Source organism: Pseudolabrys sp. Root1462 (assembly GCF_001426945.1).
In the GTDB taxonomy this organism is placed as follows: Bacteria; Pseudomonadota; Alphaproteobacteria; order Rhizobiales; family Xanthobacteraceae; genus Pseudolabrys.
Genome location: NZ_LMFS01000001.1, coordinates 741,989 through 768,232, shown reverse-complemented (window position 1 = coordinate 768,232; position 26,244 = coordinate 741,989). Strand labels below are relative to the sequence as shown.

The window sequence follows — 26,244 nt, the reverse complement described above, 5'->3', positions numbered from 1 at the left end:
GCTATTTCAACGCTTCTCCACTCTCGCGACGTTCGTGCCAGCGCTTCAAATTCTGCATCAGGACGCCAAAGGCCTGGCGAGGCACATTAAAATGCTCAGGCCGATACTTGTTAAATTCGTGCGTATCAAGAAGACGAATGTGGACGTTGTTGCGATGATCCCATAACTGCTTAAGACTATCCCGCTCCTGCTCAGAAATCCATTTGTTCTCACATGCCCTATCTAACCTGGGCTTTACGCCCTTTATAGAGGCAAAAATTCCACCAGCCGAAATTTCGAGTAGGGCCTCCAGAATTGAAGAAAGGGTGATGATTGCCGATTTTATTACCATCTCTTTCGCTATTCCGGACAAATCGGTTCGCGCTAGTAGCCACCAAATAACGTCAAGATACATAAAGCCGTAGGCACAACTCGATTGCTGCCGCTGGTCTAGATAGCCCGGGCAAGTTTGGCGGTATTCTTCAGCTGTGCCGATTAGACCGCGCGGAAAACTGAACTGCGACCCGGGGCGCGGCGCTTTTCCGCAGTAGTCTTGAATATCTTGTACAAGTCGACTTGCATGCGCAACGGATAGAGCCAGTTCGGCGTCATTAGCTATCGGCACTGAAACCTCCCGCACCGTTTCATGAATATTTATTTTTCATATTCTCTCGTTCGATCTCAATCTCGTCGATCAAATCCTTTGGCAACTGGATACTTGATTTCACCCAATCCCAAAGCCTGTCCGCATCAGCAAGATTTTCTGCGCCTCCTGCCAATGGGTCGTAGATGCGTCGGACAAGGACCGGATTTTGAACAGAAGATCGATATTCCATTTCAGTATGCTTATAGTTTTCGGGAGCAAACGGACGATTCCAATTTAAAGCCGCATGCTGCAAAGATGTGCCGCGTTTGCCTTCGATTGTTTCTTCCAACCTCGCACGCAACACCCACGAGCATGGGTGATCCTTTGACATTCTTTGGCGTCGTGTTTCGTCGGGCAGACCGACGATCTTTTCGTCAAAGAAATGCAATTCCAAAGGCTGACAAAGCCGTCGCACACTGAAAACAAGTTGGTCCAATTTCCAAAGATCTTCGGCTTGCCTGCTATAGCCATACAACTGATACCGATTGTCAGCTTGCCCATCTCGATAAAGGCGCCTGACGAATTGCTCGACCGTTTCCTGGCGCCAAACGTTAATGGGCATGTCGGACGGCTTGACTAATGTCTTGGGCAATAGCTCTGGCGCCAAGGGCTTCACGGCCTCGTACAGTCTTATAATATCGTGACGATATGACCTTGATGAATGTCCATTCAGGAGCAACGCCGCCTTGAGATACTTTTCGAGGCAGTGGACGGCCAGCCAGAAGAAATCGACATTTAGATTCTCATGGAAGCACCAGCGCGCCGCAATATAGTTGTCATCCGCAGTATTAATGAACAGCTCATTCACTATGCTGTGTTTTTCTGCAAACTGATCGTCATTCAGCATTGTCATTGGAACGATTGCCTATTGGGCGCGGCGGCGGGACTTGAACCCACATTCTCCTGCCCCTAAATTCTCCCTTGTCGAGGATGAGAATCGGTAGAAAGCAGGCGCTCTATCCAGTTGAGCTACGCCGCAGTGAAAAAATTCAGCTGGCTGCCGCAGTCTCTAGTTTTTTTGCTTTCTGCCTTTTTAGGTCGGCAGCCTTTGTGAACTCCGGCTCAATGGACTTTAGCTTTTTAATCAAGCCGGCGAATGAATACCCGTTGTTAATTTGTGATTTTCGACCCGAAAAACGCTCGATCCGCTTCACATAGCCGGCCGTTTCCAACTCCGTGATGTAACGCTGGACTTGCCTTGGACTTTTACCGATCCGACGCGCAATGGTGTCCTTGGCGGGGAATGGATATTTGTCTGCATCCCACCAATGCTCGACCAACTGTGCGAGAACATTGAATTGGGTCGGAGTTATTCCCAGTTTGGCCTGCGCCCGCAGCAATAAATTCGGTAGTGCGGTGTACCCAAATTTTAGAACTTGGGGTGACCATTTGTCTTCTGCACGCTTCCCCGACTTTGCCTTCGTCGGAAGGGCAATCACTTTAGCCGAAGCGTCTAGGGGTTTCTGTGCGTTTGCCATGGTTCGGATATGCTCTCTCAAAATAGTAAGAACAAGTGCCGCTGCGCCGATAAGGGAGGTCAGATCTGACTAGGGCCTACCTTGGATAATACTGTGTGCTACTCGTAATATGTGCTGTATGACATGCGTGTTTATTCGTAGGACACCCGTGACTTCCTTGGAAGGTCACTTATGTCTCTCCCGGGAGGACGGCAATGTCTCCCTCAAAATTTTGCTGTTGCGCAAAGCCCCTCCGTTTTTCTTCCTGGCTCCTTCGCCCTCGATCTCAATTCCTTCCGCCCGAACACAGACTGCCGGCGCCGTCCTACTGCGAGACATTAGTTCGACGCGGCCTATGGTCGTGCGCGCGACAGGACGCAAGAAGGCGTGAATGGCCAGGACAAGCCCGGCCATGACGGCGTGAGGTCGTCCGTCATTATCTAAAGCCCCCGCCATCTTCCCGCCCCGTTTGCCCTCCTTCTTCCCTCCGGGGAGGTTGGGGGCAACGAGAGGATGTGCCGATGAAGCGTCTGGCGATGGGAATGGGACTGGGACTGGGCCTGGCGGCCGGAGTACTGATCACCGCAACGGCGGCCAATGCCGCGGGCTGGGGCTCGGTGCACCGCTATGTCAAACCGACCGGCAACTGCGCCGGGCAGGAAATTCTCGCCAGCTATTATCACACCGGCAAACGCACCGCGAGCGGCGAGCGCTTCGACGCCAACGGCAACACCGCCGCGGCGCGGACATGGGCGCTCGGCACCAGCCTGAACGTCACCAATCCGCACAATGGCCGCACGCTCACCGTGCGCATCAACGACACCGGCCCGTGGGGCAGCGCCTACGCCAAGGGCGCGCGGCTCGATCTGGCGCGCGGCGCGGCGCGCCGGCTCGGCATGAGCGGCACGCAATATGTCTGCGTCGGCTGAGATGCGCCGCGCGCTGCTCGCCGCAACCTTGCTGACATGCGCGACGACGTCCGCCTTCGCGCTCGATGTCAATTCCTTCCGCGCGCAGCACAGACTGCCGCCGCTGTCGCACTCGGCCGCGCTGGCCGGCGCGGCCTATGAGCACGCGCACAGCCTGGCGAAGCGCGAGCGGCTGGATCACGACGGCTTCAAGCAGCGCGTCGGCCGGCTGGTCAGCGGCATGGCGGCGGAGAACGTGTCGTTCGGCTGCGAGGATCAGGATTGCGCCATCAAGCAATGGGCGCGCTCGGCCGGGCATCGCGCCAACATGCTGCTCAAGGGCATCACGTCGTACGGCATCGCCTCGGCGCGCGGCGACAACGGCCGGCGCTACTGGGTGCTCGAGCTGGGTAACTAAGCCGCCTTGTAGAACGCGCGGTGCGGGGGCAGCAGGCCTGCCCTCGCCGCCCCTACCCCACGCCCTTCTTCATCACCTCGAACACGAGATCCTTGCCGCAATCGGGGCAGTGATAGGTGTGGCGCATGCGCTCGTCGCGGTCCGGGATCGGCGCCACGGCGGTGATGCGGGCAATGCCGCCGCAGCCGCAGGTCACGGCGGCATCGGTGCGGGTCGGGATGGAAGGCGGCGTCATCGGTTTTTCACGACTTGGAGGATCCACGGCTGCGATTGATGGCTTGGACGGTTTGACGCTTGGGCTGTTCACGGCTGGGGAGCATTTCATGGCTGGGCGGCAGGGATGGAGACGAGCTAATCCGCCCCGCGCGGCTCGGTTCCCCGCTCGCCGCCTGCGGTTACCATAGCGCGGCAAAAAAGGCCCGCGACGGCTGGCGAAAACCGAGCCTCGCGCGTTAGTGATCCGCGGCGGCCGCCCCGGCGCCACCGCGCCACAATGCCGCCGCGCTGCCTTTCCATCGTACCGCTCCTCGGATCCGAGGGGCTCGGGAGTTCAAAGTTCAATGCGTATCCGTTCCGCCACCTGGCTCGCCGCGCTGCTCGCCGGCTGCGCCATGGCCGCCTTCGCCGCGCCGGCGCAGGCCGCGCTCCTCATTGCCGTCGACAAATCGACGCAGACCATGACCGTGAGCGAGGATGGCGCGGTGCTGCACACCTGGCCGGTATCGACCGGCGCCGGGCGCTACGACACGCCGTCGGGCGAGTTCAAGCCGTTCCGCATGGAGAAGGACCACTTCTCCAAGGAGTGGGACGACGCGCCGATGCCCTATTCGATGTTCTTCACCATGAAGGGCCACGCCATCCACGGCACCAATCACAAGATCGACGGCCTCGCCCATTCGCACGGCTGCGTGCGGCTGTCGGTGGCGCATGCGGCGACGCTGTGGGCGCTGGTCAAGCAGAACAAGATGGCGAACACGCGCGTCGTGCTCACCGGCACCGTGCCGGATGCGGCGCCCGCGGTGGCGCGGCGCTCCGTGCCGGCGCGCGTGCGCGCCGGCAATGCCGAGTTCGACCGGACCTATTCGACCGACGACCTCGCCGGCACCGAGATCGCGCCGCCGGTGGCGCAGCGCCGCGGCCGCGTCATCAGCGGCTACCGCGAAACCGCCGATGGCACGGGCTATGTCTATGACCGGCCGCGCGGCCTGTTCCAGGCGCCGCCGCGCCCGGTCGAGCAGCGCTATTTCGTGGTGCCGCGCGCCTATGGCTACGAAGTGCCGCCACCGCAGCGCTATTATTACTACGACGGCCGCTGATCGGAACGGCCGGCGGCCCGCGCCGTTGCCCGGTCTGGGCAATGCATGCGAGGGAGGTCCGTCATGATCCGCAAGCTCGCGGACGGCCGCTACCGGTTGTATTCGCGCAAGAAGAACCCGTCGACCGGCAAGCGCCGCAACCTCGGCACCTTCACCTCGCGCAAGGCGGCCGAGAAGCACGAGCGCGCGGTGCAGTACTTCAAGCGGCACTGAGCGCACCGCCTCGTCCGGCAGAGCCGAAGGATGGGGCGTTGCCAAGTTCCGGCCGCCGCGCGAATGTCCGCGCATGAACCTGCCCGCGAGCGATTCCACCACCGTTGCCCGTCTGGTCTGCGCCGACAAAACGGCGGCGCGGCGCATCGCCGATCTGCTCGACGAGATGCTGGACGGCGACGAGGTCGCCTGCGCCTCGTTCGAGGCCGACGACGGGTCCTGGCAGGTGGCGCTGCATTTCGCCGATCTGCCGGATCAGGCGGAGCTGCGGCGGCTGGTGGCCAGCGCGGCCGGCGAGGACGCCGCGGCGGCGCTGATCATCGAGACGGTGGAGACGCGCGACTGGGTGGCCGAAAGCCTCGCCGGGCTGACACCGGTCCGGGCCGGCCGTTTCGTCGTCCACGGCTCTCACGACCGGCAGCGGCTCAAGAATAACGACCTCAATATCGAGATCGAGGCGGCGCTCGCCTTCGGCACCGGCCATCACGGCACCACGCGCGGCTGCCTGATGGCGCTCGATATGCTGGCCAAGAAGAAGCGGCGGTTTCACGTGCTGGATATCGGCACCGGCAGCGGCGTGCTGGCGATCGCGGCTGCGAAGATCTTCCATACGCGGCCGCTGGCGAGCGATATCGATCCGGTCGCGGTCGCCGCGGCGCGCGACAATGCCCGGCTCAACCGGGTCGGGCCGCTCGTGTCGCTCGCCCATGCGCCGGGCACGCGCGATCCGCGGATATTGCGGGGCGCGCCCTACGACCTGATTTTTGCGAATATTCTGCTGGGGCCGCTGACGCGGCTGGCGGCGCCGATTGCCCGGCTGGTGGCGCCGGGCGGCCGCGTCGTGCTGTCAGGACTGCTGCCGAGCCACGCCAATGCGGCGCGGTCGATCTATGCGGCGCAGGGCCTGCACCTTGAGCGCCGTCGCGACCTCGAAGGCTGGACGACGCTCATCCTCCGCCGCTGACGCGGCGCGAAGCCGATCACTCGCCGAGGTGGCGGCCGTAAAGGCGGATCTCGCGCTGCGCCTGCTTCATGCGCGCTTCCATCATCGCGTCGAGGAAGCGGGCGAAGAAGCCCTTCTGCGTGGTCGGAATGTCGGTGGCCGGAGCAGCCTTGGCAGCCGCACTCTTCTTGGCGGATACGGCCGGGGCTTCGCTGTAAGTCAGGGCAACCATGTCACTCTCCATCGGCGATCCGGTCTCGAATCGCGCTGTTGCAATGCAATATAAGCTACATTGCGCCTGCGAACACCGTACGACATTGCATAGAAGCCCTGACAAATCAGTGACTAAGCCCTTACCTGGCGTCAATATTTAAGGCATCGGCGTGTCAATTTTAGTGCAATGCACAAATGTGAGTCACGAGCGGTCCGGCACGCATCAAGCTTGCGCAAAGAGGCGGCGCGGCGTTGCAAAACTTTCACCCACCGCCGCCCGCGGGCCGGGCTATGCATCATTTGCCGGCAGCACGGGCGTCCCGCGTTGCCGGTACATTCAGGACGATTAGAGTGCCAGCCATGTTCGAAGCCCGTTTCCAGACATTCGACGACGCCGCCGACGGCGCCCAAGGCAGCCGCCGCGTCGCCGCCCTCCGCGCCGAACTCAAGCGCCGCGGCCTCGACGGCTTCCTGGTGCCGCGCGCCGACCGCCAGCAGAACGAATACCTGCCGGCGAGCGAGGAGCGGTTGGCCTGGCTGACAGGGTTTACCGGGTCGGCCGGGGCGGCGATCGTACTCACCGAGCGCGCCGCGCTGTTCGTCGACGGCCGCTACACGCTGCAGGTCCAATCCCAGGCCGACACCACGGTGTTCACGATCGAACATTTCGTCGACAACCCGCCGGCGGTGTGGCTCGAGAGCAACGTCAAGGCCGGTGACAAGATCGGCTTCGACCCCTGGCTGCACACCAGCGACAGCGCCGAACGCTTCGCGCGGGCCTGCGCCAAGGCCGGCGCAACGTTGGTCCCGGTCGAGGACAATCCGATCGACGCCTTGTGGACCGACCGGCCGGCGCCGCCGCATTCGCGGGTGACCCTCCGTCCGCTGGCGCTCGCCGGCGAGGCCGCCGCCGACAAGCTCGCTCGCATCACGGACGAACTGCAAAAGCTGCGCGCCGACACGCTGATCGTTTCGGACCCGCAGAACGTCGACTGGACTTTCAACATCCGCGGCTCCGACGTCGCGCATACACCACTGGCGCTCGGCTTCGCCGCGATCCCGCGCGACGGCCGCCCTCGGCTCTATATCGAACCGGAAAAGCTGTCGAACGAAGTGCGCCACGCGCTGGAGGAAGTCGCCGACGTTCACGCCACCGGCGACCTGGCGCGCGACCTGGCGACGTACAAGGACAAGACCGTGCTGCTCGATCAGGCGAGCGCCGCCGACGCCCTGACCCGTATCGTCTCGGAGAACGGCGGCAAGGTGATGCGCGGTGCCGATCCGATCACGCTGATGAAGGCGGTAAAGAACAATGCCGAGATCGCCGGCACGCGCGCCGCGCATCTGCGCGACGGCGCGGCGATGACACGCTTCCTGTGCTGGCTCGACCACGAAATGCCGTCCGGCAAGCTCACCGAGATCGAGGCCGTGGCCGCGCTTGAATCCTTCCGACGCGATAGCGGCCTCCTGAAGGATGTGTCATTCCCGTCCATCTCCGGCGCCGGACCGAATGGCGCCATCGTGCATTATCGCGTCACCTCCGCGTCGAACCGCGTCATCGGTTCTGACGAAATGTTCCTCATCGATTCCGGCGCACAATATGAGGACGGCACCACCGACATTACGCGCACCGTGATCAACGGCACGCCGACCGACGAAATGCGCGACCGCTTCACCCGCGTGCTCAAGGGCCACATCGCCATCGCCGAAGCAGTGTTTCCGGTTGGCACCACCGGCGCGCAGCTCGATCCGCTGGCGCGCGTCGCGCTGTGGCAGGCGGGTCTCGATTTCGATCACGGCACCGGCCATGGCGTCGGCAGCTATCTCTCGGTGCATGAGGGCCCGGCGCGCATTTCCAAGCTCGGCCACACGCCGCTCAAGCCCGGCATGATCCTGTCGAACGAGCCCGGCTATTACAAAACCGGCGCCTACGGCATCCGCATCGAGAACCTGGTGCTGGTGATCGCGGCCGCTTCGCCCGATGGCGGCGAAAAGCCGCTCAATGCATTCGAGACCTTGTCGTTCGCACCGATCGATCGCCGCCTCGTCGATCCGCGGCTGCTGACGAGCCAGGAATTGCACTGGCTGAACAATTATCACGCACGCGTCCGCGAAGCGATTATGCCGCTGATCGACCCGGCGACGCAGAGCTGGCTGGAGCGCGCGACGCGGGCGCTGTAATTTTACTTACCCTCCTCTGGAAGGAGGGTGAAACGCGCATCAAGATATCAACGCCAGCCACTCATCCTCGCTCAGCACCGTGACGCCGTGCTTCTGCGCTTCGGCAAGCTTGGAGCCGGCACCCGGCCCGGCGACGACGTAATCCGTCTTCTTCGACACCGAACCCGACACCTTGGCGCCGAGACGTTCGGCGGTAGCTTTTGCTTCGTCGCGGGTGAACTTCTCCAGCGAGCCGGTGAACACCACCGTCTTGCCGGCGACTTTGGAGTCGGTCTTCGGCTTCTCGGCGTCGAGCACCTTGATCTGCTTCACCAGCCGCTCGACGGCCGCGAGGTTGCGCTTCTCCTTGAAGTAGTCGGTCACCGCCTCGATGACGGTATCGCCGATCTGATCCAGCGCATCCATGTCGGCGATGGCTTCTGCATCGCCCTTGGCCACCTTCAAGGCCGCATCGTGAAACGACTGCCACGAGCCGTAGCCGCGCGCGAGCGACAGCGCCGTGGTCTCGCCAACATGACGGATGCCGAGCGCATAGATGACACGGTCGAGCGCGATCTCGCGGCGCGCGTCGATGGCGGCGAACAGATTACGCACCGAGGTCTCGCCATAGCCCTCTTCCTCCAGAAGTTCCTTGCGATGCTTTCGCTCCAGCGAAAAGATATCGGCCGGCTCCTTCAGCCAGCCCTTCTCGTGGAATAGCTCGATCTGCTTTTCGCCGAGACCGTCGATGTCGAAGGCGCGGCGTGACGCGAACAGCTTGAGATGTTCGACCGCCTGCGCCTTGCAGATGAAGCCGCCGGTGCAGCGGCGCACGGCGTCGAGCCGTCCGGTTTCGGCATCGTGCTCGCGCACCGCCTCGCTGCCGCACACCGGGCACTCGGTCGGAAACTTGTAGGGCTTGGCGTTCTTCGGCCGCTTGTCGAGCACGACGTCGACCACCTGCGGAATGACGTCGCCGGCGCGCTGGATGATCACGGTGTCGCCGATACGGATATCGCGGCCCTCGCGCAGCGGCTCGCCATCGCCGCCGATACCCTTGATGTAGTCCTCGTTGTGCAGCGTCACATTTTGGACGATGACGCCGCCGACGCCGACCGGCTCCAGCTTGCCGACCGGCGTCAGCGCGCCGGTGCGTCCGACCTGGATGTCGATGCCGATGAGCGTCGTGGTCGCCTGTTCCGCCGGGAATTTGTGTGCGATGGCCCAGCGCGGCGTGCGCGACACGAAGCCAAGGCGTTCCTGCCAGTCGATGCGGTCGACCTTGTAGACGACGCCGTCGATATCGTAATCGAGCGAGGCGCGCTGTTCGCCAATCTTTCGGTGGAAGGCGATCAGTTCCTCGACCGAACGGACAAGCTTGGTGAGCGGGTTGGTCTTGAAACCGCAATGCTCGAACCACTTGATCATGCCGGATTGAGTGTCGGCGGGCATGTCGCTGATTTCGCCCCAGGCATAGGCGAAGAAGCCGAGCGGCCGCGACGCGGTGATCGATGGATCCTTCTGGCGCAGCGAACCGGCCGCCGAGTTGCGCGGATTGGCGAAGATCTGCGCGCCGGCTTCCTTTTGCCGCTCGTTGAGTTTGAGGAAGTCGGCTTTGGTCATATAGACCTCGCCGCGCACTTCCGTGACTTGCGGGATGTTGCGGCCCTTGAGCTTGTGCGGCACGTCCTTGAGCGTGCGAATGTTCGCCGTGACGTCCTCGCCTTCCTGGCCGTCGCCGCGCGTCGCCGCGGTGACCAGCTCACCGTTCTCATAGCGCAGCGACATCGACAGACCGTCGATCTTCGGCTCGGCGGAAAACGCGATCGGCTCTTCCTCGGACAACCTCAGGAAGCGGCGGATGCGGCCGACGAAATCGACGACATCCTCTTCGGCAAAGGCGTTGTCGAGTGACAACATCGGTACGGCGTGCTTGATCTTGGCAAAGCCGCGCGCCGGCGCCGCGCCGACCTTCAAAGACAGCGATTCCAGCGTACGCAATTCGGGAAAGCGCGCCTCGATGGCGTTGTAGCGCTTGCGCAGCTCATCGTACTCGGCGTCGGACACGGTGGGTGCGTCGAGCTGGTAGTAGCGCTTGTCGTGGCCGGCGATCTCCTGCCCGAGCCGCGCATGCTCGGCAGCGGCCTGCTTCCTGGTGAGCAGTTCGATGGGGGTTTTATCGGTGCGGACCTGGGTCGATTTCTTGGCCATTCGATTCCGTCATGGCCGGGCTTACCCGGCCATCCACGTTTTGTTTGACGGCAATCTAAAGACGTGGATGCCCGGCACAAGGCCGGGCATGACTAAGAAAGGGGATTATCGCGGTCCGGGGTTCCGCCCTGGATTGGCTAGCTCGCGGCCTTGATCAGACGTTCCGCCGCCGCGCGCGCCTCGTTGGTGATCTCGGCGCCGGCCAGCATGCGGGCGATTTCTTCGCGGCGGTGATCCTCCGCCACCTCGGTGACCCGCGTCGCCACGCGCTTGCCCTTGTCGAGCGCATCCTTGGAGATGACGTAATGCCGCGCGGCGCGCGCCGCGACTTGCGGTGCGTGGGTCACGGCGAGCACCTGCACGTTCTTGCCCAAGCGCGCCAGCCGCATGCCGATGGCATCCGCCACCGCGCCGCCAACGCCGGTGTCGATCTCGTCGAACACCAGCGTGGGCGCCGAGCCGCGATCGGCCAGCACCACCTTGAGCGCCAGCAGGAAGCGCGCCAGTTCGCCGCCCGACGCGATCTTCATCATCGGGCCCGGCTTGGTGCCGGGATTGGTCTGCACCCAGAACTCGACGCGGTCGATGCCGTTCGGGCCGGGCGCATTGGGGTCGGTGTCGATCTGAGTCGAGAACTTGGCGCGCTCCAATTTGAGCGGCGGCAGTTCACCGTTGACCGCCTTGTCGAGTTTGGCGGCGGCCTTGACGCGCGCCTTCGACAGCGCGTCGGCGGCGGCGCGGAAATCGGCGTCGGCCTTTGCCGCGGCCCTGTCCAGCGCCTTGAGCCTGGCCTCGCCGGCGTCGATCAATCCAATGTCGTCTTTGTATTTCGCGGCCAGTGCGGCGAGATTATCGACCGGCACATTGTATTTGCGCCCCGCTGCGCGCAACGCGAAAAGCCGCTCCTCGTTGCGCTCCAGTTCGGCCGGATCGAAGTCGGCGGCACGCAGCGCGGCCTCGAGATGGCCGCGGGTTTCCTCCAGCGCGTTGAGCGCGACGTCGAACGCCTTCACCGACGGCTCGACCAGGCTCGGCGCCTGGGTGGCGCGGCGCTCGAGGCGACGCACCGCCGCCGCCAGCGCCGGCACCGCCGAATTCGAACCGGCAAGGGCGTCGTAAGCGTCGCGCAAATCCTGCGCCACCTTCTCCGATTGCATCATCACCGTGCGACGCTCGGCGAGCGTTGTTTCCTCGCCGGCCTGCGGCGCCAGCTTGTCCAGTTCCTGAACGGCGTGGCGCAGCCACTCGCTCTCGCGCTGGGCGCGCTCGATGTCGGCCTTGTGCGTTTCGAGCGCCTCCTGCGCGGCGCGGCGCGCCTCCCACAAGGCGCCGACCTTGGCCGCTTCGTCATCGAGGCCACCGAAGGCGTCCAGCAGGCTGCGATGCGTCGCGGCATCGACCAAAGCGCGGTCGTCGTGCTGGCCGTGGATCTCCACCAGCGCCGCACCGAGCTGCTTCATCACCTGAACGCTGACCGGCTGGTCGTTGACGAAGGCGCGGGTGCGGCCATCGGCGAGCTGGACGCGGCGCAGGATCAGCGCGTCTTCATTGGCGATATCGTTGGCCTTGAGGATGGCGCGGGCGGGATGGCGCGGACCGACTTCGAAGACGGCCGTCACCTGCCCCTGCTCGGTGCCCTGGCGCACCAGCGACTGGTCGCCGCGGCCGCCCAGCGCCAGCGCGAAGGAATCCAGCAGGATCGACTTGCCGGCGCCGGTCTCGCCGGTCAGCACGGCGAGGTGCGCGGCGAAATCGATGTCGAGCCGGTCGATCAGGACGATGTCGCGGATCGAAAGACGGGAGAGCATGGTCGAACCCTAAGGGCCGTTACTGCATCGGCATGTTGCCGATTCGTGCTCATCATTAAAGACGGCGATGGTGGGCACAAGGCCAACGGTGTCACTGTGAATCGGTCATTCCCGGACGTCACGCAGTGGCGGTCCGGTTGGATCTCGGGTCCGCGCCTGCGTCGCCCCGGAATAACTGGAAATCAGCCCAGGCCGACCTTCTTGAAGGCGCGGCTGATCCAGGAACCCGTGTTTTCGTTAGGTTCGAGCCCGCCACTCTTCACCAGCGCATAGGCGTGCTTGTACCAGGGGCTGTCCGGGAAATTGTGGCCGAGCACGGCCGCCGCGGTCTGTGCTTCCTGGGTGATGCCGAGCGCCATATAGGCCTCGGTCAGGCGCATCAGCGCCTCTTCGACCTGGCGCGTCGTCTGGTACTGCGTCACGACCACTTTGAAGCGGTTGATGGCGCCGGTGTAGTCCTTCTTGTCGAGGTAATAGCGGCCGATCTGCATTTCCTTGCCGGCGAGCTGGTCGCGGGCGACCTCGACCTTCTGCTTGGCGCTGACGGCATATTCGCTGGTCGGATATTTGCGGATCACCTCGTCGAGCGCCGACAGCGCCTTTTCGGTGCGATCCTGGTCGCGGGTGATGTCCGGGATTTCGTCGAAATACGAGGCCGCGATCAGATACTGGGCGTAGGCCGCGTCCGGGCTGCCCGGGTGGAGCGCGATGTAGCGCTTCGCCGAGGTGACGCATTCGTCGTAGTTGCCGGCTTCGTACTGGGCATAGGCCGACATCAGCAGCGACTTGCGCGCCCATTCCGAATAGGGGTGCTGGCGATCGACTTCCTCGAACTTCGCCACCGCCTTCTTGGTGTCCTTCTTGTTGTTAAGAAGAAACAGGCCCTCGTTGTAGAGGCGGTCGGCCGGCTCGTCGGGCGGGGTTTCGTCCTTGCTGCCGAAAATGTTCAGGCTGGAGCAGGCACCGAGGCTCACGGCCAGAACGACCAGCACCGCGCCGCGCGTCAGGCGCCGGGTGAAACCAGACCGGGCTGTGGTGGTTGAACGCAAACTCATGCCAGGCTTTTCCGTCGACGCTGCCAATGGGCGCAATTTTAACCCTCGCCCCGCCGGTTTGCGGGCTTCGTGACCAATATCGTTAACGGGCCGGGGGCCCGCGTTCGATACGCTGCGATTTAAAGCAAAAACAGCGGCCGGGCCAAGCAATTAGGGGGACAATCGGCCGGGAATAAGGCGGCGACATATGGCCGCCGCCCGTTGGGGATCCGTGGGGATTCAGGAGACGTCGGGGCCGTAGGCCGCCGCCGGAACGCCGACCGCCAGTTCGGCATGGCCGCGCGCGGCCCGCGGCCGCTCGACCGGAGCCTCGACCACCCGCCATGCGGCGGTATTGGCCATCAGCGCGGTCAGGACGGCGTTGTTCAGCTTGTGACCGCCACGGACCGTCTTGTAGGCGCCGATCAGCGGCAGGCCGGCCAGCGCCAGATCGCCGATGGCGTCGAGCACCTTGTGGCGCACGAACTCGTCGGCAAAACGCAGGCCTTCCGGGTTGAGAACGCGGTCGTCGCTGATCACCAGCGTATTATCCAGCGAGGCGCCGAGCGCATAACCGGCGCTCCACAGCTTCGACACATCCTTCATGAAGCCGAAGGTGCGCGCCCACGCGATCTCGTTGCGGAAGGTGTCCGGCGTGACATCGAGCGCCAGATCCTGCTTGCCGATCAGCGGATGATTGAATTCGATTTCGGCCTCGACGCGGAAGCCATGCTCATAGGGCCGCAGTTCGCCGAACGCGCCGTCGATCGAGACGCGCACCGGCTTGATGACCTCGATGAAACGCCGCGGCGATGCGCGGTCGGTGAGACCGGCCTGATCGAGCGCCTCGACGAACGGCATGGCGCTGCCGTCCATGATCGGCACTTCGGGGCCGTCGATCTCGACGACGACGTTGTCTACGTGCAGACCACGCAGCGCGGCGAGCAGATGCTCGGCGGTCGAGCACAGCGGACCCTTGGCATCGCCGAGCACGGTGGCAAATTCAGTCGCCGTAACCGCGCGAACGTCGGCGCGGACTTCGCGCTCGATCGAACCGTCAGCGGAAACACGTTGGAAAACGATACCGGCGTCGTCATCGGCTGGCAGCAAGCTCAGCGTGACAGTACGGCCGGAATGCACGCCGACGCCGGTGACGGCAACTTCGTCACGGAGTGTCGTTTGCTTAGCGCCCTTCATCGACCCCATTTCCGCGGAACTGCCCTCTCGCAATCCCACTTCAGCCAACGCGAGGCCACAGCCGAGCCCACGCACGAAACCTTCAGCAGATGCGGGCGATCCCCCGAAAGACCGAAAAGCCCCTGCCGCGTCCGCAACTTAGGCCGTGGCCCGGGTTCGTCCAAAACACGGTTTCTTACCGACTGTTACTCTTTTCTGCCGCAATTTAAGGAAGAAGGCACGGTCGGACTGGGATTTACGTTACTCGGAGGCGGGAGATGGCGCCATTCTCGGCGGCCACGCAATTAAAACATTCAATAAAAACAAATACTTATAAATTTCCACCACGCGGACACGAGGTTGGCTGCCCCGCCATAAGTCTCTGGCGGGGCAGCGGATTGGTTAATTGGCCTGGCGGCGCAGGAACGCGGGAATGTCGAGCTGATCCTCGGTTCCCGGGTTATGCACAGGCGCGGTGCGGCCGTGGGGGTCGAGACCCTGCGGCTGAGCCCGGCGCGCGTATTCCGACACCGGATCGACCGGCCGCGAATCGGGATAGCGACCTTCCGGATTGCGGGCCGTCGGGCGGGCCTGCGGCTGCTCGAACTGCGGCATCGGGCGGGCCATACGCGGCGGCGCCTGCTCCGCTTCCTCGCGCTTGCCGAGACCGACCGACGCCAGCCGCTGCATCAGCGACATGCGCTGCTTCTGCGGATGGTCGTCGCTCATTTCCGGCCGGGGGGCCATCTGGTTCTGCGCCGGCATGGGCAGTTCGTCGATGCGCGGCATGCGCGGCGCCCGCTTCACCATTTCCGGGGCCGGCGGAATGAAGGCCTCGGGCATGTCGGCTTCAGCGTGCGGCGCCTCCATCGGAGCCGGCTCGAACAGCGACGGCTTGATCGGCATCGGGCGGATCGAGACGTCTTCGATCGTGCTCGGGGCCGACATGGCCGTAGGGGCCGGCGCCAGCGCAGCGGCGACGGCGGCATGAGCGGCCTGCTCGACCGCGGCGACGCCGGCATTCATGCCGCTATGCGGCTTGAGCGCCGGACGCTCGACCATACGCTTGGTTTCCTGGCGCATCTTGCCGGCCAGTTCCTTCAGCGCGTTCTCAGCCGGCAGCGGCTGATTGACGAGGCCGATCTTGTCGATGCCGGTGGCGACCACCGACACGCGGATGGTGCCGTCCAGGGTTTCGTCGAAGGTGGCGCCGACGATGATGTTGGCGTCGACGTCCACTTCCTCGCGGATGCGGGTGGCGGCTTCGTCGACTTCGTACAGCGTCAGATCCTTGCCGCCGGTGATCGAGATCAGAAGGCCGCGGGCGCCCTTCATCGAGGCGTCGTCGATCAGCGGGTTGTTGATCGCGGCTTCGGCCGCGGTCAGCGCGCGCTTCTCGCCGGTCGCCTCGCCGGTGCCCATCATCGCCTTGCCCATCTCGCGCATCACGGCGCGGACGTCGGCGAAGTCGAGGTTGATGAGACCTTCCTTGACCATCAGGTCGGTGATGCAGGCAACGCCCGAGTAGAGCACCTGGTCGGCCATGGCGAAGGCGTCGGCGAACGTCGTCTTCTCGTTGGCGACCCGGAACAGGTTCTGATTCGGGATGATCAGCAGGGTGTCGACCACCTTCTGCAGCTCGGTGATGCCGGTCTCGGCGAAGCGCATGCGGCGCTGGCCTTCGAAGTGGAACGGCTTGGTCACGACGCCGACGGTGAGAATGCCCATCTCGCGCGCGGCCTTGGCGATCACCGGCGCGGCGCCGGTGCCGGTGCCGCCGCCCATGCCGGCGGTGACGAACACCATGTGGGCGCCGGACAGATGGTCGTGGATCTCGTCGAGCACTTCTTCAGCAGCGGCGCGGCCGACTTCCGGCTGCGAACCGGCGCCCAGGCCTTCCGTGACCTGCGTGCCCATCTGGATGATGCGCTCGGCCTTCGACAGCGTCAGCGCCTGTGCGTCGGTGTTGGCGACGACGAAATCGACGCCCTGGAGACCGGCCGCGATCATGTTGTTGACGGCATTGCCGCCGGCGCCGCCCACGCCGAACACGGTAATGCGCGGCTTCATCTCGTGAATGTCCGGAATCTTCAGATTAATCGTCATGTCATCTGCCTCTCGATTGCACGGGTGGCCCGCTGAACGAGCGCGTCAGGCGCTCGCGGTGTGCCACCGAATTGTTTCCGGCCACGCCGGCCGCTTGTTAGATTCGTCCTTGCGTTAGACCGAGGGTCAGAAACTCTCGCGCAGCCACTGTCCGACCCGTGAAATGTACCCGCCTGTACCCGTCATCAACTGCCGCGTTCGCCGCGGTTCGAAGTGTTCAAGATGCGCCGCCTGCGGATACACGAGCAGGCCGGCGGCCACCGCGAAGGCCGGCCCTTTGGCCGCTTCGGGAAGCCCCGCGATACCCAGCGGACGTCCGATCCGCACCGGACGGCGCAAGATGCGCGATGCCAGGTCGGCAAGACCCGGCAATTGCGCGCCGCCGCCAGTGAGAATTACGCGAGCACGCGTCTCGGCAGCGAAAGGAGAAGTCGCCAGCCGGTCACGAACCAATTCGAGAATCTCCTCGACCCGAGGCTTGATGATGCGGACGAGCGAGGCGCGCGACACGAACTGCGGCGGCTCCCGCTCATCGTCGCCGACCGAGGCCACCGTGATCATGTCGCGTTCGTCCGAACCACCGCTCAAAACACTGCCATAAATTGCCTTGATTCGCTCGGCGCTGGCGATTGGCGTGTTGAGTCCGCGGGCGATGTCCATAGTGACGTGGTGGGCACCCAAGGCGAAGCCGTCGGCATGGACGAAACGCCCGCCCGAAAACACCGCGACCGATGTCGTCCCGGAGCCGAGATCGATGCAGGCCGAGCCCAGATCGGCCTCGTCGTCGGCAAGACAGGCAAGTCCCGCGACATAGGGCGAGGCGACCATGGCTTCGACGTCCAGGTGGCTGCGCTCGACCGTCAGCATCAGATTGCGCACGGTCGCGACATCGGCCGTGACCATGTGCATGTCGACGCCGAACCTGTTGCCGAGCATGCCGCGCGGCTCGCGAATGCCCTTGGCGGAGTCCAGGGCGTAGCCGATGGGCAGCGAATGCAGCACGGCACGGCCACCGCGCACCGAATGATGGCTTGCGGCCGCCAGAACGCGGGCGATATCGCCGTCAGTGACGGCGGTACCGTTGAGATCAACGTCGGCGATGAAGCGTTCCGAGCCGAGCCGGCCGCCGGACAGCGAAACGACCACGGATTCGAGCTGAACGCCGGCCGTGCTTTCGGCCGCGTCAATGGCCTGGCGCACCACCTCTTCGGCTTCCACCAGATCGACCACCTGCCCGGCCTTCATGCCGCTGGCCGCGACGTGGGAGAAGCCAAGGACGCGGACGCCATGGCTGCGGCGGCGCAGCACGTCCTGCGGCGCCTGTGGCTCGAGCCGGGCGATAACGCAGACGACCTTGCTGGTGCCGATATCGAGACCGGCGACGACCGCGCTGCGGCGCGGCGACACCGGCTTCATCTTGGGCGTCAGGCCGAAGCGCAGCACGGTCATGCTTCGCCCCCCTTGCGCGTCTTCTTCCGAGCCTTTTCGGCGGCCTTGAGTGCGTCGGCGCGCGCCGCCGCCGCGGCATCGGACAGCCGCACGGTGACGCGGTCTTCCAGGCGCAGATCGACCAGCACGATGTCACGCGACAGCAGGCGCTTGTCTCGATCGAGGTCGATCAGGGTCTGAAGCGCCGCTTCCGCGTGATTCTCCGGCAGCAGCACTTCGACGCCGTTGTTCAGATGTAGATTCCAGCGCCGCTCGGCGACCAGCACCGCTGCGCCGACCTGCCCGGAGATCGCGGGATAGTGGGCCAGCAGCTCGAGGAAATTCGGCGCCGTACGTTCGGCGCCCGCCCCGACCACAAGCGGCAGCCTGGCGAAGCGCGCCGGCACGTCCGGCTCCAGCACGGTGCCGTCGGCGGCAATCAGCGCCGTGCGTGCGTCTTTCTGCCAGAGCGCGAAAGGCTGGCGTTCCTTGATCTCGATGCGCAGCCGGCCGGGGTAGAGCTTGAGCACGGTGGCGTCGGCGATCCACGGATTGGTCAGGAGCCGCGTCCGGGCCTGCGCCGCATCGAGGAACAGCAGCGAGGATCGCTCGGTGATGCCGGCAATCTTGAGGATGTCGTCGCGGCCGAGTTCGTGCTCGCCAGCGAGCGCCACCTCGGCGATGCGGAAGCCGGCGGCGTTGGCCGCGGCATCGCAAATGTCATGAAAATTCTGGGCGATATCGTCGGTGTGCTCACCCTTGACGACGCCGTAGCAAACGCTGCCCAGCAGGAGCATCGCCACCGCGGCGGAGCCGACGCCGCGCGGCACGTCGAGCGAAACAAGCGTGGTGAACCAGCGGCGCAACGGACGCCGCCACCGGCCCGGCGAGCGGGCGTTGTACGTGTTCAGCGATTGAGCGAGGTATCCCCGACGATCCATCGCAACCGGTTCTTCCAAAGTTTGATCCATCGACGGGTGGCGGGTCCGTCGCCTCGGCGAAGGCGCACCACCCCAGCGCGGCGCACGAGGCGCCGCTCAGGCCTAGTCTTCCGGCCATTTGGTAAACGATTAGTAAAGTTTGATGGATTGGGCTGAGACTTCGGTAACTTCTGCCGGTCGTGGCATTTCAGGCACTGGAGGTTCCAAAACCCGGCGCCCTTCCTGGTCTCCGGGCCTCGCAATGACGTGGTCAGGAGCGACGGGCTTCAGCGCCCCAGCGAGGCGTCCTCGATCATCCAAGCGACAAGCTGTTCGAAGCTCATGCCGTCATGGGCGGCAAGTTCGGGGACCAACGAGGTTTCCGTCATGCCTGGCTGAGTGTTGACCTCCAGGCAGGCGAGCCCGGCGATGCCCGGCTTGCTGTCGTCGTAGCGAAAGTCGGCGCGGCTGACGCCGCGGCAGCCGAGCGCCTGGTGCGCCATGAGCGCGAAGCGGCGGCAGGCTTCATAGACCTCGTCCGCGATCGGCGCCGGCAACAGATGGGTCGAGCCACCGGGGGCGTATTTCGCTTCGTAATCGTAAAACCTGGTGTTGGCGACGATCTCGATGACGCCCGTCGCCTTGCCGGCGACGACGGCGCAGGTCAGTTCCTTGCCCGGAATGAACGGTTCGGCCAGCAGGCGCTCGCCATACTTCCAGTCGGGCCGCATCAATTCCTGCGGCGGATGCTCATGATCCTCGCGTACGATAAAGACGCCGACGCTGGAGCCCTCCGCGATCGGCTTGATGACGTAAGGCGGCGGCAGGACATGCGCGCGGCCCGCTGCTAGGCGGTCGACGACCTTGCCACCCGGCACCGGCACGCCGGCTTCTTTCAGAAGGATCTTGGCCACGTCCTTCTGCATCGCCACCGAGGAGGCCATCACGCCGGAATGGCTGTAGGGAATGCCGATGATTTCCAGCAAGCCTTGCAGGGTGCCGTCCTCGCCGGGCCGGCCGTGCAGCACGTTGAGGGCGCAATCCGGGTTGAGCGCGCTCAGCACCTGTCCGACATCGCGGCCGACATCGATGCGGCTGACGCGATAGCCGGCGCGCTCGGCGGCATCGGCGCAGGCCTTGCCCGAGCGCAGCGATACTTCGCGCTCGGCGGACCAGCCACCCATGAGAACGGCGACATGCTTCCGGGCGCTAATGGCGGCTCTCCGAATCAAGCATTAGACTGCCCACTCTCTATAGGACGATCACCGTTAAATTTCCGGCCAAACTACCCCGGATCGTCGAAACGCGGTGGTGCTCATATTAAAGACGAGGTGAGGCGTGATCGAAAGCTGGATCGACCTGCCCGCCCCGGCGGTATTTGCCTTATTGACCGCGCTTTATGCCGCAACCGGCGCGCTGATCGTGTGGGCCACCTTCGGCCGGTCGCTCGGGGCCTCGATACGGCGGTTCGACGGCGTGGCCCCGCCGTTCTTCGGCGCGGTCGCCATTCTGTTCGCGCTGATGGCCGGTTTTCTCGCCAGCGACATCGCCGACCGCAACCGGCAGGCCGCCCGCGCGGTGCAGACCGAGGCGGCCGAACTGCGCAACGTGTTTACGCTGAGCGTCGCGTCAAAGCCCGACATGGCCGCGATCCGCGCCGACTGGACCGACTATATCAAAGCCGTCACCCGCGACGAATGGCCGGCAATGACGACCGGCGACAGCGCGGCATCGGTGGATCGTGCGTTCGACGCATTGTTGCGTGAACTGAGCGAGCCGTCGATGGCGGCGAATGCCGGCACCGCGGTCAACGTCGCCATGATCAATGCCGCGGTGCGGGTATCCAGCGCCCGTTCGGAGCGGCTGTCGCTGGCGTCGGATTCGACCAGCGAACTGAAATGGTCGATCGTGCTGATCCTCGGCATCATGACGCAGGTCGCAATCGGCGTCGTGCATCTGCAGAAGCGCAATCCGCAGATCGCCGCGCTCGTCGTGTTTTCAGTGTCGGCGGTCGTGGCGCTCGGCCTGATCGCGCTGCAGGAGCATCCGTTTTCCGGCGCGGTGCGCGTCGGACCGGAGCCGCTGCTCGACTTGCTGAAGCTGCAAGGGCCGAACGGCGGCGTCTGATCGCCGTCAGTCCGGCTCGCCGATACGCTTGATTTCCCACTCGAGCACGATGCCGGAATGGGCCTGGACGCGCTCGCGGATGGTCTCGCCAAGCTTCTCGATATCGGCGGCCGTGGCACTGCCGCGATTGATCAGAAAATTGCAGTGCATTTCCGAGACCTGGGCGTCGCCGATGGCAAAGCCGCGCAGGCCTGCCGCGTCGATGACTTTCCAGGCGCTGTGGCCGGGCGGATTCTTGAAGGTCGAACCGCCCGTCTTCTCGCGGATCGGCTGCGCCGTTTCGCGATGCTGCTGCACCTCGGACATGCGGGCGCGGATCGCTTCAGCGTTCTTCAACTGACCGCGGAACGTCGCCTGCGTGAAGATGATCGACGGATCGAGGCCGTTGCCGCGATAGCGGAATTTCATGCCGGCATTGTCGAAGCTGACGATCTCGCCCTGACGTGTCACGCCGGTCGCCGACACCAGCACGTCCTTGGTCTCGCCGCCATTGGCGCCGGCATTCATGCGCACGGCGCCGCCGATGGTGCCGGGAATGCCGAAGTAGAATTCGAGCCCGCCGATGCCGGCGTTCGCCGCCGCTTCGGCGACGCGTTTGTCGAGCGCCGCCGTTCCGGCGCGCACGGTGTCGCCTTTGCAGTCGATCGCGTTGAAGCCGCGGCCAAGCCGGATCACCACGCCTTCGACGCCGCCGTCGCGCACGATCAGGTTGGAGCCGACGCCGATCACGGTGGCGGCGATATCAGCCGGCAGATTTTTCAGGAAATATGCGAGGTCCTCGGTATCTTCGGGCGCGAACAGAACCTGCGCCGGGCCGCCGACCCGGAACCAGGTGAACGGCCCGAGCGGCTGGTTGGCCGACAGGCGGCCGCGCAGCGCCGGCATTCTCGCTTTCAGGTCGGGGACGAGGTCGGGAAAGGTCATCTCACATCACTTGCGATCGCGCCGGTGGCCCCGACCGTCGATGTTCCTGTAGCATAGCGGCAGGGGCGGTCCAATTCGTGGAGCCGGTGGTTGCGCCGGCGGCAGGCTTGCACGAACAGGGCAAGGAGGAAGCGCATGACCCGTGCGATCCGTATCGTTGTTCTCGCGCTGACGCTGGCTTTACCGGCGGCCGCCGCAGCCGATGAATGCGGCGATGCCGTCCGGGATTACAATGACATCCTGGCACAATTGCATACCGCGAACGAGGAATTTACCGCCTGCGTCGCCGACAGCCTGGGCCGCAAGAAATGCGCCAGGGAATTCGCGCGCTTGCAGTCGGCCTATCGTCAGTACGAATCCGCGGTGGCCATGTACACGCGGCAATGCCTGTGACGCGGCCTCAGCTCAGCGCTTTCAATTCGCCGGGCAGCGCGTAGGCCCACTGCGAGATCGAGCCGGCCCCCAAACAGACGACATAATCGCCTGGTTTCGCCAGGCCCTTGATGATGCCGGCGAGCTGCTCCGGTCCGTCGAGCGGGATCACCTGACGGTGACCACGCGCGCGCAGGGCCTGCACCAGATGATCGCGATCGGCGCCCTCGATCGGCGCTTCGCCGGCGGCATAGACATTGGCGACGACCACGGCATCGGCATCGTTGAAGCAAGTCGAGAACGGTTCGAACAGGCTCTTCAAGCGCGTATAGCGGTGCGGCTGCACCACGGCGATCACCTTGTTCGCCGTCGACTCGCGCGCGGCCTTGAGCACCGCGGCGATCTCGACCGGGTGATGGCCGTAGTCGTCGATGATTGTGGCGCCGTTCCACTCGCCGACCTTGGTGAAACGCCGCTTGACGCCGCCGAACCGGGCGAGCGCGCTGCGGATCTTGTCGTCAGGGATCGCGAGCGAATGCGCGACCGCCACTGCGGCGGTCGCATTGAGCGCATTGTGGCGTCCCGGCATCGGCAGTTCGAGGCCGGTGATGGCGTGTATTTCCTTGCCGTCGCGGTCGCGGAACCGCACGGTGAAGCGCTGCGTGCCGCCGCTGTTGGTGAGGTCGGTCAGGCGCACATCGGCCTGCGGATTCTCGCCGTAGGTGACGATGCGGCGGTCGGCGATACGGCCGACCAGGCGCTGCACGATCGGATGATCGGTGCACATCACGGCGAAACCGTAAAACGGCACGTTCTCCACGAAGTGGATGAAGGCCTCCTGCACGGCGGCGAAAGTCTTGAAATGATCGAGATGCTCGGCATCGACATTGGTGACGATGGCAATGTCGGCCGGCAGCTTGAGGAAGGTGCCGTCGGATTCGTCGGCCTCGACCACCATCCAGTCGCCGCCGCCGAGTCGAGCATTGGTGCCGTAGGCGTTGATGATGCCGCCGTTGATCACGGTAGGGTCGAAGCCGCCGGAATCGAGCAAGGTCGCCACCATCGACGTCGTCGTGGTCTTGCCGTGCGTGCCGCCGATGGCGACGCAGGATTTCAGCCGCATCAGTTCGGCGAGCATCTCGGCGCGCCGCACCACCGGCAGGCGCTGGGCGCGCGCCGCGACGAGCTCCGGATTGTCCGGCTTGATCGCGGACGACACGACCACGACGTCGGCGCTGTCCAGGTTCTCCGCCTTGTGGCCGATCTCGACGATGACGCCCTTGTCGCGCAGGCGCTTGACGTTGGCGTTCTCCGAGACGTCGGAACCGCGCACGGTATAGCCGAGATTGACCAGCACCTCGGCGATGCCGCTCATGCCGATGCCGCCGATGCCTACGAAGTGCACCGGTCCCAGTTCGCGCGGCAGTTTCATGACGACCTCAGCTGTTTATCCGTAACGGACGGCTTTTCCCGGGCGCGGCGCGAAATGTCAAATCCCGGCGGTTTTCATCACCAGATCCGCCAGCCGCTCCGCGGCATCGACGGTTCCGGCGCTCTTGGCGCACGCGGCCATGGCGGCGAGCCGCGCCGGCTCCGCCGCCAGGGCGACGATCTCGCGGGCCAGACGCTCCGGCGTAAACTCGGCCTGCACGATGCGCACCGCCCCGCCCGCTTCTTGCAGGACTCCGGCGTTGGCGAGTTGATCCTGGTCGAGCGAGTGCGGCAGCGGCACCAGAATGCCCGGTCGGCCAATGGCGGAGAGTTCGGCAACGGTCGAAGCGCCCGAGCGCGAGATGACGAGATGCGCCGCCGCCATGCGCACCGGCAAATCGGAAAAGAACGCGGCGCAGGTGTGAGCGACGCCGAGTTTTTCATAATGAGCCGAGACGGCGTCGATATCCTCGGGCCGCGCCTGCTGCACGACGTGCAGCCGCGCTCGCAAGCTCGCATCGAGTTTTTCAATTGCCGGCGGCACGACGTCCGACATCACACGCGCGCCTTGGCTGCCGCCGAACACCAACAGGCGCAAAGTGCCGTCGCCATGCGGAGCGTCGTACGGCACCTTCGACGCTTCGATCACCAGCGGCCGCACCGGGTTGCCGGTGAAAGTCATCTTGGCGCGCACGGCATCGTCCACCTTGGCGAGCACGCGGAAACCGGTGGCGATGGCGGTGACACGCGAGGCCAGCAGGCGGTTGGCGCGGCCCATGACGCCGTTCTGCTCATGCAGCACGGTCGGCACGCCGCGCCACGACGCGGCGATGAGCGGCGGCACCGTCGGATAGCCGCCGAAGCCGACGACGACGGCCGGTCTGATGCGACCGATAACGCTCCACGCCTTCAGCGCGCCGCGCGCGAGCATCAAGGTCGTACGCGCCAGCGCCACCGGGTCGCGGCCGCGCAACGTCGCGCTGGGAATGAGATGGACGTTACGCGCCGGAAATTCGAAATGCGCGGCGCGCACATCGGTGGCGAGATCGACCGCGACGCCGCGCTTGTTGAGCGCCACGGCCAGCGATTCCGCGGGAAAAAGATGGCCGCCGGTGCCCCCGGCGGCCAGCAACACGAGCGGCGCAACCGCCTGCGCCATCAGGGTCTGCTCCCGGCCGGCAGCAAATCGTCCGGCGCGGTCAGCATGGCGCCGCGCGGCTGCTCGCGCGTCAGCGCCAGCAACATGCCCATGCCGTAAGCCAGCGACAGCATCGACGAACCGCCATAGGAAATGAACGGCAGCGTCATGCCCTTGGCCGGTATCAGATGCAGGTTCACCGCCATGTTGATCGCCGACTGCGTCGCAAACAACATGGTGAGGCCCGCGGCGGCAAAGCGGCAGAACGGATCGTCGTTACGCATGGCGCGCAGCATCGCGCGCACCACGATGAAAGTGTAGAGCGAGACCAACGCCAGGCAGAGCACGACGCCGAATTCTTCCGCCGCCACCGAGAACACGAAGTCGGTGTGGGCTTCCGGCAGCATGCGCTTGACGGTGCCCTCGCCCGGACCCTGACCGAACCAGCCGCCACGCATGAAGCTTTCGGTGGCCACATCGATGTTGAAGGTGTCACCCGATTGCGGGTTGAGGAATCGCTGAATACGGGTCGCCACGTGCGGCACGGTGTAATAGGCGACCAGCAGGCCGAAGCCCGCGGCGCCAGCGATGCCGAACATCCAGATCACACGCATGCCCGCCATGAAGAACAGCGCGCTCCACACCAGCACGATCAGCATGGTCTGGCCGAAGTCGGGCTGGATCACCAGGAGTGCGACGACCGTCAGCAGCAGGATCAGCGCGAAGGTGTTGGCCGGCATTTCCGGGCGCTTGGCCGATTCACCGAACAGCCAGGCGATCAGGATGACGAAAGCGGGTTTGAGAAACTCGGACGGCTGGATGTTGACGCCGAACAGCACCAGCCAGCGCTTGGCACCCTTGATCTCCTGGCCGAAGATCGGCGTCACAGCGACCATGACGAGGCTGATGGCAAAAACGATGAGGGCCAGGCGGCGGATCTGGTGCGGCGTCAGAAACGAGACGCCGAGCATGATGGCGATGGTCGGAAACAGGAAGAAGATGTGGCGGTTGACGAAGTAGAACGGCTCCAGCCCGATGCGACCGGCCACCGGCGGCGACGCGGCGAGCGACAGCACGATGCCGGCCAGCATCAAAGCGCCGACCGCGGCGATGGTCAGACGATCGACCGTCCACCACCACTCGCCGATTGGGGTGCGTTGTGCGCGCGAAATCATATTGATCGTTCCGGGGGCCCCGTGAGGACCCAAGCTGACGCGGGACGGTTAGCGAAGGGTTAACAACTGCTGTCATTGCTTACGAAAGCCGGCGTTCGACCTCATCGCAGCGCCGCTTGTCAGGACCGCCCGCTATTGCGG

Annotated in this window: 25 protein-coding genes and 1 tRNA gene; 8 read left to right on the top strand and 18 right to left on the bottom strand. The window is 64.6% G+C overall.

Annotated features, from left to right (window positions below):
• Position 1: 1 nt before the first annotated feature.
• The 4 genes from ASD45_RS03655 to ASD45_RS03640 form a co-directional block, all read right to left on the bottom strand.
• Complete coding sequence (locus ASD45_RS03655; protein WP_156380699.1) at positions 2-604, bottom strand: hypothetical protein; 603 nt, start codon at positions 602-604, stop codon at positions 2-4.
• A 19-nt stretch (positions 605-623) separates the two neighbouring features.
• Positions 624-1,478: a HEPN domain-containing protein gene (locus ASD45_RS03650; RefSeq protein WP_056910239.1), complete on the bottom strand. Its 855-nt coding sequence runs from the start codon at positions 1,476-1,478 to the stop codon at positions 624-626.
• Positions 1,479-1,494: 16 nt separating this feature from the next.
• Positions 1,495-1,604: transfer RNA gene (locus ASD45_RS03645), tRNA-OTHER, on the bottom strand.
• A 10-nt stretch (positions 1,605-1,614) separates the two neighbouring features.
• Entirely contained in the window at positions 1,615-2,103 is a 489-nt protein-coding gene (locus tag ASD45_RS03640; RefSeq protein WP_056910238.1) for a helix-turn-helix domain-containing protein, read from the bottom strand.
• A 500-nt stretch (positions 2,104-2,603) separates the two neighbouring features.
• Here ASD45_RS03640 and ASD45_RS03635 point away from each other — a divergent pair, with 500 nt between their 5' ends.
• Positions 2,604-3,011 carry a septal ring lytic transglycosylase RlpA family protein gene (locus tag ASD45_RS03635; protein WP_200949626.1) on the top strand — a complete coding sequence of 136 codons (408 nt, stop codon included), beginning with the start codon at positions 2,604-2,606 and terminating at the stop codon, positions 3,009-3,011.
• Positions 2,995-3,408, top strand: a complete 414-nt coding sequence (locus ASD45_RS03630; RefSeq protein WP_082540621.1) for a CAP domain-containing protein — start codon at positions 2,995-2,997, stop codon at positions 3,406-3,408. Before ASD45_RS03635 ends, ASD45_RS03630 begins: the two co-directional genes overlap by 17 nt.
• Positions 3,409-3,460: 52 nt before the next feature.
• Here ASD45_RS03630 and ASD45_RS03625 read toward each other — a convergent pair whose 3' ends face one another.
• On the bottom strand, positions 3,461-3,643 hold the full coding sequence (locus ASD45_RS03625; RefSeq protein ID WP_056910236.1) for a hypothetical protein: 183 nt from the start codon (positions 3,641-3,643) through the stop codon (positions 3,461-3,463).
• A gap of 325 nt (positions 3,644-3,968) precedes the next feature.
• Here ASD45_RS03625 and ASD45_RS03620 point away from each other — a divergent pair, with 325 nt between their 5' ends.
• From ASD45_RS03620 to ASD45_RS03615, 3 genes are all read left to right on the top strand, one after another.
• Positions 3,969-4,724 (top strand): L,D-transpeptidase, encoded by a 756-nt coding sequence (locus tag ASD45_RS03620; protein ID WP_056910235.1) that lies wholly within the window; start codon positions 3,969-3,971, stop codon positions 4,722-4,724.
• Between the two features lie 63 nt (positions 4,725-4,787).
• Positions 4,788-4,937 carry a hypothetical protein gene (locus ASD45_RS23785; protein WP_156380698.1) on the top strand — a complete coding sequence of 50 codons (150 nt, stop codon included), beginning with the start codon at positions 4,788-4,790 and terminating at the stop codon, positions 4,935-4,937.
• Positions 4,938-5,010: 73 nt separating this feature from the next.
• Complete coding sequence (locus ASD45_RS03615) at positions 5,011-5,901, top strand: 50S ribosomal protein L11 methyltransferase (protein WP_056910234.1); 891 nt, start codon at positions 5,011-5,013, stop codon at positions 5,899-5,901.
• A 16-nt stretch (positions 5,902-5,917) separates the two neighbouring features.
• On the opposite strand, the gene ASD45_RS03610 is transcribed toward ASD45_RS03615, so the two are convergent.
• Complete coding sequence (locus tag ASD45_RS03610; RefSeq protein WP_056910233.1) at positions 5,918-6,112, bottom strand: hypothetical protein; 195 nt, start codon at positions 6,110-6,112, stop codon at positions 5,918-5,920.
• Between the two features lie 341 nt (positions 6,113-6,453).
• On the opposite strand from ASD45_RS03610, the gene ASD45_RS03605 reads away from it, so the two are divergent.
• The gene (locus tag ASD45_RS03605; RefSeq protein ID WP_056910232.1) at positions 6,454-8,274 is read left to right on the top strand and encodes an aminopeptidase P family protein; all 1,821 of its coding nucleotides are present in this window, start codon (positions 6,454-6,456) and stop codon (positions 8,272-8,274) included.
• A gap of 39 nt (positions 8,275-8,313) precedes the next feature.
• On the opposite strand, the gene ligA is transcribed toward ASD45_RS03605, so the two are convergent.
• The 8 genes from ligA to ASD45_RS03565 form a co-directional block, all read right to left on the bottom strand.
• Positions 8,314-10,464, bottom strand: a complete 2,151-nt coding sequence (gene ligA / locus ASD45_RS03600) for an NAD-dependent DNA ligase LigA (protein ID WP_056910231.1) — start codon at positions 10,462-10,464, stop codon at positions 8,314-8,316.
• A gap of 137 nt (positions 10,465-10,601) precedes the next feature.
• Positions 10,602-12,272, bottom strand: a complete 1,671-nt coding sequence (gene recN, locus ASD45_RS03595; protein WP_056910230.1) for a DNA repair protein RecN — start codon at positions 12,270-12,272, stop codon at positions 10,602-10,604.
• Positions 12,273-12,454: 182 nt separating this feature from the next.
• The gene (locus tag ASD45_RS03590; protein ID WP_056910229.1) at positions 12,455-13,327 is read right to left on the bottom strand and encodes an outer membrane protein assembly factor BamD; all 873 of its coding nucleotides are present in this window, start codon (positions 13,325-13,327) and stop codon (positions 12,455-12,457) included.
• Positions 13,328-13,546: 219 nt separating this feature from the next.
• The gene (gene lpxC / locus ASD45_RS03585) at positions 13,547-14,503 is read right to left on the bottom strand and encodes a UDP-3-O-acyl-N-acetylglucosamine deacetylase (RefSeq protein ID WP_056910228.1); all 957 of its coding nucleotides are present in this window, start codon (positions 14,501-14,503) and stop codon (positions 13,547-13,549) included.
• Between the two features lie 381 nt (positions 14,504-14,884).
• Entirely contained in the window at positions 14,885-16,588 is a 1,704-nt protein-coding gene (ftsZ, locus tag ASD45_RS03580) for a cell division protein FtsZ (RefSeq protein WP_056910227.1), read from the bottom strand.
• Between the two features lie 126 nt (positions 16,589-16,714).
• Positions 16,715-18,037 (bottom strand): cell division protein FtsA, encoded by a 1,323-nt coding sequence (ftsA, locus tag ASD45_RS03575; RefSeq protein WP_056910226.1) that lies wholly within the window; start codon positions 18,035-18,037, stop codon positions 16,715-16,717.
• Entirely contained in the window at positions 18,034-18,957 is a 924-nt protein-coding gene (locus tag ASD45_RS03570; protein WP_056912572.1) for a cell division protein FtsQ/DivIB, read from the bottom strand. The genes ftsA and ASD45_RS03570 overlap by 4 nt, the downstream gene beginning before the upstream one ends.
• Before the next feature lie 266 nt (positions 18,958-19,223).
• Positions 19,224-20,150, bottom strand: coding sequence for a D-alanine--D-alanine ligase (locus tag ASD45_RS03565; RefSeq protein WP_056912571.1), 927 nt, complete (start codon positions 20,148-20,150; stop codon positions 19,224-19,226).
• A gap of 124 nt (positions 20,151-20,274) precedes the next feature.
• Between ASD45_RS03565 and ASD45_RS03560 the strand changes: the two genes are divergently transcribed.
• The gene (locus tag ASD45_RS03560; protein ID WP_056910225.1) at positions 20,275-21,063 is read left to right on the top strand and encodes a DUF4239 domain-containing protein; all 789 of its coding nucleotides are present in this window, start codon (positions 20,275-20,277) and stop codon (positions 21,061-21,063) included.
• A 6-nt stretch (positions 21,064-21,069) separates the two neighbouring features.
• On the opposite strand, the gene murB is transcribed toward ASD45_RS03560, so the two are convergent.
• A complete protein-coding gene (gene murB, locus ASD45_RS03555) occupies positions 21,070-21,987 on the bottom strand; it encodes a UDP-N-acetylmuramate dehydrogenase (protein WP_056910224.1) in 918 nt (305 codons plus the stop codon).
• A 135-nt stretch (positions 21,988-22,122) separates the two neighbouring features.
• Here murB and ASD45_RS03550 point away from each other — a divergent pair, with 135 nt between their 5' ends.
• Positions 22,123-22,380: a hypothetical protein gene (locus ASD45_RS03550; protein ID WP_056910223.1), complete on the top strand. Its 258-nt coding sequence runs from the start codon at positions 22,123-22,125 to the stop codon at positions 22,378-22,380.
• A gap of 7 nt (positions 22,381-22,387) precedes the next feature.
• Here the strand turns inward: ASD45_RS03550 and murC are convergent, their stop codons facing one another.
• From murC to ftsW, 3 genes are read right to left on the bottom strand one after another with little or no spacing between them, the layout of a single operon-like run.
• Entirely contained in the window at positions 22,388-23,791 is a 1,404-nt protein-coding gene (gene murC, locus ASD45_RS03545; protein WP_056910222.1) for a UDP-N-acetylmuramate--L-alanine ligase, read from the bottom strand.
• Positions 23,792-23,848: 57 nt separating this feature from the next.
• A complete protein-coding gene (gene murG / locus ASD45_RS03540) occupies positions 23,849-24,949 on the bottom strand; it encodes an undecaprenyldiphospho-muramoylpentapeptide beta-N-acetylglucosaminyltransferase (protein ID WP_056910221.1) in 1,101 nt (366 codons plus the stop codon).
• Positions 24,949-26,103: a putative lipid II flippase FtsW gene (gene ftsW / locus ASD45_RS03535; protein WP_056910220.1), complete on the bottom strand. Its 1,155-nt coding sequence runs from the start codon at positions 26,101-26,103 to the stop codon at positions 24,949-24,951. Before ftsW ends, murG begins: the two co-directional genes overlap by 1 nt.
• Positions 26,104-26,244 lie beyond the last annotated feature (141 nt).

Excerpts from the sequence above, each read along its gene's own strand:
- ASD45_RS03650 (WP_056910239.1), bottom strand. The coding sequence starts at position 1,478 with ATGACAATGCTGAATGACGATCAGTTTGCAGAAAAACACAGCATAGTG.
- ASD45_RS03640 (WP_056910238.1), bottom strand. The coding sequence starts at position 2,103 with ATGGCAAACGCACAGAAACCCCTAGACGCTTCGGCTAAAGTGATTGCC.
- ASD45_RS03635 (WP_200949626.1), top strand. The coding sequence starts at position 2,604 with ATGAAGCGTCTGGCGATGGGAATGGGACTGGGACTGGGCCTGGCGGCC.
- ASD45_RS03630 (WP_082540621.1), top strand. The coding sequence starts at position 2,995 with ATGTCTGCGTCGGCTGAGATGCGCCGCGCGCTGCTCGCCGCAACCTTG.
- ASD45_RS03625 (WP_056910236.1), bottom strand. The coding sequence starts at position 3,643 with ATGACGCCGCCTTCCATCCCGACCCGCACCGATGCCGCCGTGACCTGC.
- ASD45_RS03620 (WP_056910235.1), top strand. The coding sequence starts at position 3,969 with ATGCGTATCCGTTCCGCCACCTGGCTCGCCGCGCTGCTCGCCGGCTGC.
- ASD45_RS23785 (WP_156380698.1), top strand. The coding sequence starts at position 4,788 with ATGATCCGCAAGCTCGCGGACGGCCGCTACCGGTTGTATTCGCGCAAG.
- ASD45_RS03615 (WP_056910234.1), top strand. The coding sequence starts at position 5,011 with ATGAACCTGCCCGCGAGCGATTCCACCACCGTTGCCCGTCTGGTCTGC.
- ASD45_RS03610 (WP_056910233.1), bottom strand. The coding sequence starts at position 6,112 with ATGGTTGCCCTGACTTACAGCGAAGCCCCGGCCGTATCCGCCAAGAAG.
- ASD45_RS03605 (WP_056910232.1), top strand. The coding sequence starts at position 6,454 with ATGTTCGAAGCCCGTTTCCAGACATTCGACGACGCCGCCGACGGCGCC.
- ligA (WP_056910231.1), bottom strand. The coding sequence starts at position 10,464 with ATGGCCAAGAAATCGACCCAGGTCCGCACCGATAAAACCCCCATCGAA.
- recN (WP_056910230.1), bottom strand. The coding sequence starts at position 12,272 with ATGCTCTCCCGTCTTTCGATCCGCGACATCGTCCTGATCGACCGGCTC.
- ASD45_RS03590 (WP_056910229.1), bottom strand. The coding sequence starts at position 13,327 with ATGAGTTTGCGTTCAACCACCACAGCCCGGTCTGGTTTCACCCGGCGC.
- lpxC (WP_056910228.1), bottom strand. The coding sequence starts at position 14,503 with ATGAAGGGCGCTAAGCAAACGACACTCCGTGACGAAGTTGCCGTCACC.
- ftsZ (WP_056910227.1), bottom strand. The coding sequence starts at position 16,588 with ATGACGATTAATCTGAAGATTCCGGACATTCACGAGATGAAGCCGCGC.
- ftsA (WP_056910226.1), bottom strand. The coding sequence starts at position 18,037 with ATGACCGTGCTGCGCTTCGGCCTGACGCCCAAGATGAAGCCGGTGTCG.
- ASD45_RS03570 (WP_056912572.1), bottom strand. The coding sequence starts at position 18,957 with ATGGATCGTCGGGGATACCTCGCTCAATCGCTGAACACGTACAACGCC.
- murB (WP_056910224.1), bottom strand. The coding sequence starts at position 21,987 with ATGACCTTTCCCGACCTCGTCCCCGACCTGAAAGCGAGAATGCCGGCG.
- ASD45_RS03550 (WP_056910223.1), top strand. The coding sequence starts at position 22,123 with ATGACCCGTGCGATCCGTATCGTTGTTCTCGCGCTGACGCTGGCTTTA.
- murC (WP_056910222.1), bottom strand. The coding sequence starts at position 23,791 with ATGAAACTGCCGCGCGAACTGGGACCGGTGCACTTCGTAGGCATCGGC.
- murG (WP_056910221.1), bottom strand. The coding sequence starts at position 24,949 with ATGGCGCAGGCGGTTGCGCCGCTCGTGTTGCTGGCCGCCGGGGGCACC.
- ftsW (WP_056910220.1), bottom strand. The coding sequence starts at position 26,103 with ATGATTTCGCGCGCACAACGCACCCCAATCGGCGAGTGGTGGTGGACG.